Annotated in this window: 10 protein-coding genes; 7 read left to right on the top strand and 3 right to left on the bottom strand. The window is 71.0% G+C overall.

Annotated features, from left to right (window positions below; translation table 11 throughout):
- Nucleotides 1-4: 4 nt before the first annotated feature.
- Nucleotides 5-466, top strand: a complete 462-nt coding sequence (locus tag AB0J74_RS13735) for a GNAT family N-acetyltransferase (protein ID WP_363448044.1) — start codon at nucleotides 5-7, stop codon at nucleotides 464-466.
- A gap of 859 nt (nucleotides 467-1,325) precedes the next feature.
- On the opposite strand, the gene AB0J74_RS13740 is transcribed toward AB0J74_RS13735, so the two are convergent.
- Together AB0J74_RS13740 and trpS are read right to left on the bottom strand one after the other, a co-directional pair.
- Nucleotides 1,326-2,984 (bottom strand): DHA2 family efflux MFS transporter permease subunit, encoded by a 1,659-nt coding sequence (locus AB0J74_RS13740; protein ID WP_363448045.1) that lies wholly within the window; start codon nucleotides 2,982-2,984, stop codon nucleotides 1,326-1,328.
- Nucleotides 2,985-3,039: 55 nt separating this feature from the next.
- Nucleotides 3,040-4,032, bottom strand: coding sequence for a tryptophan--tRNA ligase (gene trpS, locus AB0J74_RS13745; protein ID WP_363448046.1), 993 nt, complete (start codon nucleotides 4,030-4,032; stop codon nucleotides 3,040-3,042).
- A 293-nt stretch (nucleotides 4,033-4,325) separates the two neighbouring features.
- Here trpS and AB0J74_RS13750 point away from each other — a divergent pair, with 293 nt between their 5' ends.
- Nucleotides 4,326-4,844: a hypothetical protein gene (locus AB0J74_RS13750; RefSeq protein ID WP_363448047.1), complete on the top strand. Its 519-nt coding sequence runs from the start codon at nucleotides 4,326-4,328 to the stop codon at nucleotides 4,842-4,844.
- 11 nt (nucleotides 4,845-4,855) lie between these two features.
- Here the strand turns inward: AB0J74_RS13750 and AB0J74_RS13755 are convergent, their stop codons facing one another.
- Nucleotides 4,856-5,077: a DUF397 domain-containing protein gene (locus AB0J74_RS13755; RefSeq protein WP_363448048.1), complete on the bottom strand. Its 222-nt coding sequence runs from the start codon at nucleotides 5,075-5,077 to the stop codon at nucleotides 4,856-4,858.
- A gap of 102 nt (nucleotides 5,078-5,179) precedes the next feature.
- Here AB0J74_RS13755 and pepN point away from each other — a divergent pair, with 102 nt between their 5' ends.
- The 5 genes from pepN to AB0J74_RS13780 all read left to right on the top strand — a co-directional run bounded on the left by pepN (nucleotide 5,180) and on the right by AB0J74_RS13780 (nucleotide 10,310).
- A complete protein-coding gene (gene pepN, locus AB0J74_RS13760) occupies nucleotides 5,180-7,666 on the top strand; it encodes an aminopeptidase N (RefSeq protein WP_363448049.1) in 2,487 nt (828 codons plus the stop codon).
- An 18-nt stretch (nucleotides 7,667-7,684) separates the two neighbouring features.
- On the top strand, nucleotides 7,685-8,293 hold the full coding sequence (gene nadD, locus AB0J74_RS13765; RefSeq protein ID WP_363448050.1) for a nicotinate-nucleotide adenylyltransferase: 609 nt from the start codon (nucleotides 7,685-7,687) through the stop codon (nucleotides 8,291-8,293).
- A 77-nt stretch (nucleotides 8,294-8,370) separates the two neighbouring features.
- The gene (gene rsfS / locus AB0J74_RS13770) at nucleotides 8,371-8,790 is read left to right on the top strand and encodes a ribosome silencing factor (protein ID WP_363448051.1); all 420 of its coding nucleotides are present in this window, start codon (nucleotides 8,371-8,373) and stop codon (nucleotides 8,788-8,790) included.
- The gene (locus AB0J74_RS13775; protein ID WP_363448052.1) at nucleotides 8,787-9,410 is read left to right on the top strand and encodes a histidine phosphatase family protein; all 624 of its coding nucleotides are present in this window, start codon (nucleotides 8,787-8,789) and stop codon (nucleotides 9,408-9,410) included. The genes rsfS and AB0J74_RS13775 overlap by 4 nt, the downstream gene beginning before the upstream one ends.
- A 57-nt stretch (nucleotides 9,411-9,467) precedes the next feature.
- Entirely contained in the window at nucleotides 9,468-10,310 is an 843-nt protein-coding gene (locus AB0J74_RS13780; protein WP_363448054.1) for a DegV family protein, read from the top strand.
- The last annotated feature ends 451 nt before the right edge of the window (nucleotides 10,311-10,761 follow it).

Here is a 10,761-nt window from a genome sequence, read left to right on the forward strand (position 1 = left end):
CCCGGTGAAGGTCGAAAGCCGGCATGGCAACGAGCCGGACCTGGTCGCGCTGGTCACCGCCCAACAAGCCGAACTGCGCGCCGCCGAGCAGGCGAGCGGCGCGATCGACGGCTCGTTCCCGCTGCACGACGACATCCGCTATCTCGTGATCGTCGTCGACGACGAGGTCGTCGCCTGTGGAGCGTTGCAGGCCATCGACGCGCAAGCCGTCGAGATCAAGCGCATGTACGTGCGCCCCGACCGCAGAGGCGACGGCTTCGGCCGGTTGATGCTCGCCGTCCTCGAAGAGCGAGCCGCCGCGGACGGTTTCACGATCGCCCGGCTGGAGACCGGCAGCTACATGCCGGCGGCACTCGGCCTTTACCGCAAGGCCGGTTACCGCACGATCCCCACCTACGGTGAATACGTGACCAACCCCTACAGCCGCTGCTTCGAAAAACCCCTCAAGGCACCGGCCCGCGCCTAGGCGCGGGCTGTCCTAAGGCCTCGGCTCGCGCGTTGGGTCCGTGCCGTGGTTGGGCCTGGGCTCGCGGGTGCGCCTTGCGTTGGGCGCGATCCGCGGTTGGTCCTGGCACGCATGTGCGCCCGGCTTCGGGTGCGGCCCGCCGCTAGGCCCGGCTCGCGTTTTCCTCCCGTCCGGGCCTGGGGCGCGTGGCCTGCGGTAGGCCGGAGTCCGCCTTGACCGCGGGCCAGGACTTGCCACGTGCCCATCCGTCGGGCGCGGCCCGCGCGATCCGTGCGGCCCGCGGTGGGGCGTGGCCGGCGGTTGGGTGTGGCCCCTTGATCTGCGCCTGGTCATGGGTGAGCGCTGCCCGTGCTGGCGCGGCCAGGACTGCACCGCGCCCCAGGTCGGGCGCGGCCCGCGCGATCCGTGCGGACCGCGGTTGGGCGCGGTCCGGGCCTTCCGCGCGGACCGCGGTTGGGCGCGGTCCGGGCCTTCCGTGCGGACCGCGGTTGGGCGCGGTCCGGGCCTTCCGTGCGGACCGCGGTTGGGCGCGCCCGGCGGTTGGGTGTGGCCAGCGGTCGGGTGCCGCTAGGACTTCGCACCTGGCCTGGTTGGGCGCGGCCCGCGATGGGCGCGGCCCGCGATGCGCACGGCCCGCGATGCGCACGGCCCGCGATGGGCGCCGCCCGCGATGCGCACGGCTCGGACCTGCACCCGGTCCACGGTTAGCGCGGCGGCGCGCCCGTGGGCCCAACCCAGGGTGTAGCGGTCCGCGTCGGGCACGGTGGCCTGGAGGAGAAGCCGGTCCCCGCTGGGCGATCCCCGGGCACCCACCGCGCCTGGGGATCGGTTCGTGGCTGGGGCCGGTGGGTGGTTCGGGTCAGGGCTGGGCGTTGGCCTCGGCCGGGTGGGGTTCGGTTGGGGCCGTGGCCGTCGGTGGTTGTTGTTGGCGGATGAAGAGGCAGCTCACGGCCGCGATCGCGAGGACGATCAGCGGGAGTAGGAGGGTGGCTTTCATCGCGTTGGTGAAGCCCTCGTGGAACGTGCGGGTGGTGACGTCGATCAGGGACTGCCGGAACTGCTCGGGCACGCCCGCTGGGATCGTCGCCCCGGACTGGCCCGCGCCGACGTGCAGGCTGCCGCCGGTCGCGCCGGCGACCGCGTCGAGGAAGGGCTGCCGGGCCTCGGGCGGCAGGTCGGCGGCGTTGGTGCGGGCCGCCTCGCCGAGTTTGCCGACGAGTTGGGCCTGCAGCAGGGCGCCGACCGCGGCCGAGCCGATCACGGCGCCCAGCTGCCGGGTGGTGTTGATCAGGCCGGACGCGGCGCCCGCCTGTCGCGGTGGCACGTTGCGCATCGCGATCGTCTGCAGGGGAGCGAAGACCATGCCGAGGCCGGTGCCGGCGATCAGCAGGCCGGGCAGCAGGCCCCACTGGCCCGTGTCGGACTTGGCCAGCGCGACCACCGTCGCCATGCCGGCGCACCAGAGGGTCAGGCCGACGGTCAGCACCCACTTGCCCGCCGCGCGGTCGGCGGCGCGCCCCGCGAACGGCGCGATCACCATCGACAGCAGCGACATCGGCGCGACCGCGATGCCGGCCTGCAAGGCGGTCAGCCCGAGCACCGACTGCAGGTAGATCACCAGGGGCAGGAACAGGCCGAGCATGCCGAACGCGATCGCGCTGCTCACCCAGCTCATCGTCGCGAAGTTGCGGTCCTTGAAGATGCTGAACGGGACCAGCGGCTCACCCGCCCGGGTCACGTATTGGTGGTAGAGGAAGACGGCCAGCACGAGCACGCCGGCGCCGATCACCTCGACGATCGTGATCGGACCCCAGACCTTGCCCCAGTCGTGGGGCTCGCCCTCGATCAGGCCGTAGACCAGCAGGAACAACCCGATCGTGGCCAGCGCCGTGCCCGTCCAGTCGAGCTTGTGGCGCCGGTTGAGCCGCAGGTCGGGCATCGTGATCAGGGCCATGATGACGGTGACCACGCCGACCGGGACGTTGACGAAGAAGATCCACTCCCAGCCGAAGTCGGTGACCAGGTAACCGCCCAGGGTCGGGCCGGCGATGGTGGCGACGCCGGCCACCGAGCCCCACACGCCGAACGCGACGCCGCGCTTGTCGGGCGGGAAGATCACCGTGATCGTCGAGAGCGTCTGCGGCGTGAGCAGCGCGCCGCCGACGCCCTGGACGATCCGGAACACGATCAGCTGCTCGGGGCTGGTGGCCAGGCCGCACGCCGCCGACGCCGCGGTGAAGACCACCAACCCGATGATGAACAGCCGCTTGGGCCCGAAGAGGTCGCCGAGCCGACCGGCGGTGATCAGCAGGACCGCGTAGACCAGCACGTAGGCGTTGATGATCCAGAGAATCTGGTCGAGCGACGCGTCGAGACTCGTGCTCATGTCCGGGATCGCGATGTTGACGATCGTGGTGTCCAGAAGGATCATGAAGAAGCCCAGGCAGAGCGTCACCAGGACGAGCCACGGGCTGGCGCCCTGGCGCTCCTCCGTGGACACGCCGGTCGGTGCGGTCATGGCGGACCCTCCTCCAGGTAGGACATAGGTCTAGCACGTGGCTATGACAAGACCTTCATGTCAGTACCCCGATCGAGCGCTTCGCGCGGAAGACCGTTTCGGCGGTACGCTCCCGCGCCCGCTCGGCACCCTCGGCCAGTACGCCGCGCACGTAGCCGGGATCGCGCGCGAGCGTCTCGTAACGCGCCTGCAAGGGCCGCAGCAGCCCCAGGACCGCCTCGACCGTGCCGCTCTTGAGCTGCCCGTACCCCCGGAAATCCGCGGCGACCGAGGAGGGTGAGCCGCCGACGCAGGCAGCCAGGATCTCCAGCAGGTTGCTGACCCCGGGTCGCAGCGCCGGGTCGTACTCGATGATTCCGTCCGAATCGGTGACCGCCCGGTTTATCTTGCGGGTGACCAGGGCCGGCGGGTCGAGCAGGCCGATCGCGCCGGACGCCGACGACGTCGTTTTGCCCATTTTCGCGGTCGGATTGGTGAGATCCATCACACGTGCGGCGACGGGCGGCGTCACCACCCGCGGCACGACGAACGTCTCGCCGTAGCGGTGGTTGAACCGGTTGGCGATGTCGCGGGTCAGCTCGACGTGTTGTCGCTGGTCGTCGCCGACCGGCACCTCGGCCGCGTCGTGCAACAGGATGTCGGACGCCTGCATCACCGGGTAGGTCAACAGGCTCAACCGCACGTCCGAGCGGTCACCGGCCTTCTCCCGGAACTGGATCATCCGATGTGCCTCGCCGTACGCCGTCGTGCATTCCAGCAGGTAATGCAGTTCGGCGTGGTCGGGAACCTGGGACTGCACGTAGAACAGCGTGCGGTCGGCGTCGAGACCGGCCGCGAGCAGCACGGTCGCCTGGCGCAGGGTGTTCTCCCGGAGCTGGCGCGGCTCGTGTGCGACGGTCAGCGCGTGCAGGTCGGCGAGGAAGACGATCGAGTCGGACGTGTACTGGTCGCGGACCATCGGTTGGATGGCGCCGAGCAGGTTGCCCAGGTGCAGCTCACCGGTGGGCTTGAGGCCGGTGATGCGGCGGGTCGCGACGGTGGTGGTCATGGCTGCCTCCGTGGGATGAGAGGAGCCGCGCGAGCCGGGTCACGAAAAAACGGCCACCCGAACTCGGGCGGCCGTGTGATGTGGGCACGCGGAAAGCGGGGCCGCCCTTAGGGCGTCCACCAGCCGAGGAAACTCAGCGTCCGCATCCGTCCACGCTAGCAGCCGGCGCCGGGGCGGCAAAAGCAGCAACCGCAAATGTCGCTGGCCCCCTCCGCTGGCTCCTCCCGGGGAGCCGGATGGTGGCCAGACTCGGCGCGAGCGGGTGCACGGGGCGCCCGGCGGGGGAGGCGGCGATGCGCGTTCAACATTTCCTGCTGGTGGTCGACCGGCCGCCGAGCCTGACCCAGCAGCGCCTGTTGGCCGAATTGCCGGGGCCGCCGCGGTCGGAGACCGGCGCCGACGGCACCCACCGGTTGACCTTCGACCGGCCGGCGGCCGCGCTGGCCGACGCCATCGCGGTCGCCATCCACCAGGTCGAGACGACCGACCTGCAGGTGACCCGGGTGGCCGACCGCGACTGGCTGACGCTGGCCGAGATCGGGGCGCGGATCGGGCGCTCGCGCGAGATCGTGCGGCTGTGGGCGCTCGGCAAGCGGGGGCCGGGCGGTTTCCCGGCGCCGCTCGACCCCGACCGCGAGACCAGCTACTACAGCTGGGCGCAGGTGTCGCCGTGGCTGCGCGAGCGGCTCGGCTATGACCTGCCCGACGACGAGCCGATCCTGGCCGCCACCAACCTGGCGCTGCAACTGCGCGCACTGGCGCCGCGGATCCGGCACATGCAGCTCATCCGCGACCTGCTGGCCGCGGCATGAGCGCGCCGGCCTCAGGCCAGGTCGAACTCGCCGTCGCGGGCACCCGCGACGAACGCGTCCCACTCGCCCTGGGTGAAGACCAGCACCGTACCCTGCGGGTCGGCCGAGTTGCGCAACCCGATCAGGTCGTCGACGAACGCGACCTCGACCGCGCCGTGCTCGGCGGGCTCGTCTCCGACCCGCTGCCAGACGGCGCGGGCCAGGTCGAAGTCTCCCTTGGGATGGTGTGCCATCGCGCTGCTCCTCGGATGCTCAAGCCGCGGGGGCGGACCGTCAGGCTATACCGGTTCGCCTACGGGTCGACCTGTCCGCGCGACTTCGTGCACGATAGGCGGATGCGCAGCCTGACCCAGGGCGAAGCGACCGACCGGGCCGCCGCCATCGACGTCGAGTCATACACCATCGACCTCGACGTCACCACCGCCGACCATTTCCGGTCGACCACCACGATCCGGTTCGGTGCGACCCACCCCGGCTCCGCCACGTTCGTCGAGCTCAAGCCCGTTCGCCTGCACGCCGTCTCGTTCAACGGCAGCCCGCTCGACCCCGCGGCGCTCGACGGCAACCGGCTGGCCCTGGCCGACCTGCGCACCGACAACGTGCTCACCGTCGAGGCCGACATGGCCTACTCCAACAGCTCCGAGGGGCTGCACCGGTTCGTCGACCCGGCCGACGGCAGCGTCTACCTGCACGCGACGTCCTTTCTCGACGAGGCGCAGCGCATCTTCGCCTGCTTCGACCAGCCCGACCTCAAGGCACCGGTGACCATGCGGGTCACCGCGCCGGCCGGCTGGACGGTCGCGGCCAACGCCGCGGCGGCGTCGTCGACGCCGGCGGGCGACGCCACCACCTGGGCGTTCGAGCCGACAAAGCCGCTGGCGACCTACTTCGTCACGCTGATCGCCGGGCCCTACCACGCGGTCGAGTCCACACACGACGGCATCCCGCTGACGCTCTACTGCAAGGCCTCGGTGGCCCAGCATCTCGACAAGGACGCCGACGAGATCTTCGAGATCACCCGGCGGTGTCTCGACCGGTTCCACGAGCTGTTCGGCTTCCGCTACCCGTTCGGCAAATACGACCAGGCGTTCGTGCCCGAGTTCAACGCCGGCGCGATGGAAAACCCGGGCCTCGTCGTGATCCGCGACGACTACATCTACCGGTCGGCGGTCACCGACTCCGAGCGGGAGTTGCGCGCCATCACGATCGCACACGAGATGGCACACATGTGGTTCGGCGACCTGGTCACCATGCGCTGGTGGGACGACCTGTGGCTCAACGAGTCGTTCGCCGAATACATGGGCACCCGGGTGCTGGCCGAGGCGACCCGGTTCCGCGACTCGTGGACGACGTTCGGCATGCGGCGCAAGGGTTGGGGGTACGAGACCGACCAGCGCCCGTCGACCCACCCGGTGGCGCCCACCAGCGTGCCCAACTCGGCCGACGCCCTGGTCAACTTCGACGGCATCTCCTACGCCAAGGGCGCCTCGACGCTGCGCCAACTGGTCGCCTGGGTCGGCGACGAGGCGTTCCTGGCCGGCATCCAGGCCCACTTCCGGGCGCACGCCTTCGGCAACGCGACGCTGGCCGACCTGCTCGGCGCGCTGTCCGCCGCGAGCGGCCGCGACCTGTCCGCGTGGGCGCAGTTGTGGCTGCGCCGGGCGGGCGTCAACACGCTGCGGGTGTCGGTCGAGGGCGGCTACGACACGGCCGCGGTGCTCCAGGCGGGCGAGGTGCTGCGTCCGCACCGCGTCGCGTTCGGCCTCTACGACCGCGGCGCCGACGGTGCGACCACGCTGCGGCGCCGGGTCGAGGTCGACGTCGACGGCGCCCGCACCGAGGTCGCCGCGCTGCGCGGCGAGTCACCCGCCGACCTGCTGCTGCTCAACGACGGCGACCTGACCTTCGCCAAGATCAGGCTCGACCCGGCGTCGGCCGCCGCGGTGCCACACGTGCTTCCGACGCTGCGCGACCCGCTCGCCCGGGCGGTGGTCTGGACCTCGACCATTGACGGCGTACGCGACGCGGAGCGCCCGGTCGTCGACCTGGTCGACCTGCTGGTCGCCGCCCTCCCCGCGGAGACCAAGGTCATCGTCGTCGAAGACGCGCTGCTCCAGGCCCGCAACCTGATCGACCGCTACCTGCCGCCGGCCGCCCGCACAGCGGCCCTGGCCCGGGTCGCCGCGGCGTGCGAGGCGCTGGTCGGCACGCCCGACGCCGGTGCTTCCCGCCGGCTCGCGGCCATGCGCGCGCTGGTCAGCTCCAGCGTCGACACACCGCGGCTGCTCGGCTGGCTCGACGGCGCCGGCGTGCCCGACGGCGTCCTGATCGACGAGGAGCTGCGCTGGCGGATCATCTACCGGCTGGCCGTGCTGGGCGCCGTCGACGCCGACCGGATCGCCGCCGAACTCGCCGCCGACCGCAGCGCGTCGGGCGAAGAGTGGGCGGCCCGCGCCCAGGCGGCGCGCCCCGACGCCGCGGCGAAGGCGGCCGCGTGGGAGGTGGTGGTCAACGGTGACCACCTGTCCAACCGCATCCAGGAGGCCAACGCGCGAGGGCTGTTCCAGCCGGAGCAGACCGAGCTGACCGAGCCCTACGTCGAGCGCTACTTCGACGAGATGCCGGCGGCGGCGAAACGGCGCACCCCGTTCGCCGCCGAACGCGTCGCCGACCTGGCGTTTCCCCGCTACGCCGTCGAGCAGCGCACCCGGGACCTGGCCGCCAGGATGCTCGCCCGCGACGACCTGCCGCCGACGCTGCGCCGCACGGTGATCGACAGCGACGATGACCTTCGTCTCGCTCTGGCTGCCCGGGCCAGGTGACGGGCATACGATCCGGTGATGAACGGTGACGACGATCTCGGCGTACGCCGGATCGGGATCATGGGTGGCACTTTCGACCCGATCCACCACGGCCACCTGATCGCGGCGAGCGAGGTTGCCGACAATTTCGCGCTCGACGAGGTCGTCTTCGTGCCGACGGGGCAGCCGTGGCAGAAGGAGAGCCGCGAGGTCTCGCCGGCCGAAGACCGCTACCTGATGACGGTGATCGCGACCGCGTCCAACCCCCGGTTCCACGTCAGCCGGGTCGACATCGACCGCGAGGGCCCCACCTACACCGTCGACACCCTGCGTGACGTCCGTTCCATGTACGGGCCGAAGACGCAACTGTTCTTCATCACCGGTGCCGACGCGCTGGAGCGCATCCTGTCGTGGAAAGACACCGACCAGATGTTCGAGTTGGCGCATTTCGTCGCCGTCACCCGTCCCGGCTTCACCCTGAGCAACGCCCATCTGCCGACCGACGCCGTGTCGATGATCCAGGTGCCGGCGATGGCGATCTCGTCGACCGACTGCCGCACGCGGGTCGCGGCCGGCAAGCCGGTCTGGTACCTGGTGCCCGACGGGGTCGTCCAATACATTGCGAAACGTCACCTTTACCGAGCGTGATTTCGCCTCTGCTGAGCGCGGGTCGCGGTGCGGCATGTGAGAGGCTTGTAGGGAATGCCGTCGACCAGAGGAGAACGGTGACCGCTTCCGACCGCACGCGCGAGCTGGCGCTCGCCGCCGCGCAGGCCGCTGCCGACAAGAAGGCGCAAGACATCGTCATCATCGACGTCGCCGACCAATTGGTGATCACAGATGCCTTCCTGATCGCCTCCGCGCCCAACGAGCGGCAGGTCCTCGCCATCGTCGACGCGATCGAAGAGGCACTGGTCAACCTGCCCGAGAAGGCCAAGCCCGTCCGCCGCGAAGGCGAGCGCGCCGGCCGTTGGGTGCTGCTCGACTATGTCGACCTGGTCGTCCACGTCCAGCACACCGAGGAGCGCGAGTTCTACTCGCTCGACCGGTTGTGGAAGGACTGCCCGGTCATCCCGTTCGTCGACCGCGACCTGGTGCCGGCCGCCCCCGCCGCCACCGGCGGTGAGGCGAGCCCGGCCGAATGACCAGGCTGCTCGTCTGGCGGCACGGCAACACCGACTACAACGCGGGCGGCCGCGTCCAGGGCCAGACGGACGCGCCGCTCAACGCCCGCGGTCGGGACCAGGCCGCCGCCGCCGCCGCGCTGCTCGCCGCCTACCACCCCGACGCGTTGGTCAGCAGCGACCTTTCCCGGGCGTACGACACTGCTTGTTCCCTGGCGGCCTTGACCGGTCTTTCGATCTCGGTCGACACCCGCCTGCGCGAACGCCATTTCGGCGAGTGGCAGGGAATGCTGCTCTCGGACATCGAGACCAGGCATCCCACGGAGTACGCGCGATGGCGCGCCGGCCACCCGTCGCCCGGTTGCGGCATCGAGAGCCTCGACGACCTGTCCAAACGGGTGCTGGAGGCGCTGCAGGACGCCGCGGCCCTGGCACCGGGTGGCACCGTCGTGGTGACCACCCACGGCGGCGCGGCCAGGCAGGGTTGCGGTGCGCTGCTCGGCTGGCCCAACGAGGCCACCCGCACGCTCGGCTCGCTGAGCAATTGCCACTGGACCGAACTGCGCGACCGCACCCCACGCGTCGGCGGCACGGGCTGGCAACTGATGGCACACAACCGGGGCGTGCTCAGTCCAAGCTGAGCAGCTTTCTTGGCGCCATCGTCCGCGTAGCCGGCTGATCTCGGCTACGGTGCCGGCATGTCCGTAGCGGTCGTCACCGACTCCACCTCCTACCTGCCGCCCGACGCGCAGGCGACGGTGTCGGTGGTGCCGTTGACGGTCGTGATCAACGGCGTCGAGGGGTCCGAGGGCGTCGACGTCAGTTCGGCCGAGGTGGCGCGTGCCCTCGGTGGCCGTCGGGTCTCGGTGACGACGTCGCGGCCGTCGCCGGCCTCGTTCGCTTCCCTCTACCGGCGCCTGCTCTCCGAGGGCGCTTCCGACGTCGTGTCGGTCCATCTCTCGGCTCAACTGTCCGGGACCGTAGAGTCGGCGCGACTCGCGGCGGCGGAGGTCGGTCCGCAGGTTTCGGTCGTCGACGCCAGGTCGACGGGGATGGGTCTCGGTTTCCCGACGCTGGCGGCTCGCGCGGCGGCCGATCAGGGCCTGTCCGCCGCGGCGGTCCGGCTCGCCGCAGTCGAGGCCGCGTCGCGTACGTCGACGTTGTTCTATGTGGACACGTTGGAGTTCCTGCGCCGGGGTGGGCGGATCAACGCCGCGTCGGCGTTGCTCGGTACCGCCCTGTCGGTCAAGCCGATCCTGCACGTGGTCGACGGCGGGATCGTGGTGCGCGACAAGGTCCGCACGGCCAGTCGCGGTCTTGCCCGGCTCGTCGACCTGGCCGTGGAGGCGGCGGGGGAGTCCGACGTCGATATTGCCGTGCATCATCTCGACGGAGCCGATCGGGCGGTCCAGTTGGCGTCGACGCTGGCGTCCCGGCTCGGGCCGCGGTTGCGGGACTGCTACGTCACGGAGATCGGGGCGGCCGTGGCCGCCCATGTCGGTCCCGGGTTGGCCTCCGTGGTCGTCCACCGGCGGCCTTGAGGGGTTTTCCACAGCCTTCGGGTTGTCCACAGGGCTCGGACGCTGGTGATTCCGCTGCCTTAGCGTCGCCGGCGTGTCTGATGACGAGACGGTCGCGCGGCAGCGGTTGGCGCGGCTTCGTGCCGAGCCGGATCCCTATACGGCGCTGACCCGGCCGTTGCGGTCGCCCTTCGAAGGCCTGGACGATCCGGAGACGCTCGCGACGACGTTTCCGCGGTTTGAGCTCTCGCCGCCTGAGGTTTCGCGGCCTGAGGTTCGGCGGCCTGAGGTGTCGCGGCCTGAGGTTGCGTGGCCTGAGGTTGCGCGGTCTGAGGTTGGGCGGTCTGAGGTTGCGTGGCCTGAGGTTGGGCGGTCTGAGGTTGGGCGGTCTGAGGTTGGGCGGTCTGAGGTTGGGCGGTCTGAGGTTGGGCGGTCTGAGGTTGGGCGGTCTGAGGTTGGGCGGTCTGAGGTT

The sequence above is a fragment of the Asanoa sp. NPDC049573 genome (assembly GCF_040676615.1).
Classification (GTDB): domain Bacteria; phylum Actinomycetota; class Actinomycetes; order Mycobacteriales; family Micromonosporaceae; genus Asanoa.

Coding starts and splice junctions, on each gene's coding strand:
- AB0J74_RS13780 (WP_363448054.1), top strand. CDS start 9,468: ATGTCCGTAGCGGTCGTCACCGACTCCACCTCCTACCTGCCGCCCGAC.
- nadD (WP_363448050.1), top strand. CDS start 7,685: ATGAACGGTGACGACGATCTCGGCGTACGCCGGATCGGGATCATGGGT.
- AB0J74_RS13775 (WP_363448052.1), top strand. CDS start 8,787: ATGACCAGGCTGCTCGTCTGGCGGCACGGCAACACCGACTACAACGCG.
- AB0J74_RS13740 (WP_363448045.1), bottom strand. CDS start 2,984: ATGACCGCACCGACCGGCGTGTCCACGGAGGAGCGCCAGGGCGCCAGC.
- trpS (WP_363448046.1), bottom strand. CDS start 4,032: ATGACCACCACCGTCGCGACCCGCCGCATCACCGGCCTCAAGCCCACC.
- AB0J74_RS13755 (WP_363448048.1), bottom strand. CDS start 5,077: ATGGCACACCATCCCAAGGGAGACTTCGACCTGGCCCGCGCCGTCTGG.
- pepN (WP_363448049.1), top strand. CDS start 5,180: ATGCGCAGCCTGACCCAGGGCGAAGCGACCGACCGGGCCGCCGCCATC.
- AB0J74_RS13750 (WP_363448047.1), top strand. CDS start 4,326: ATGCGCGTTCAACATTTCCTGCTGGTGGTCGACCGGCCGCCGAGCCTG.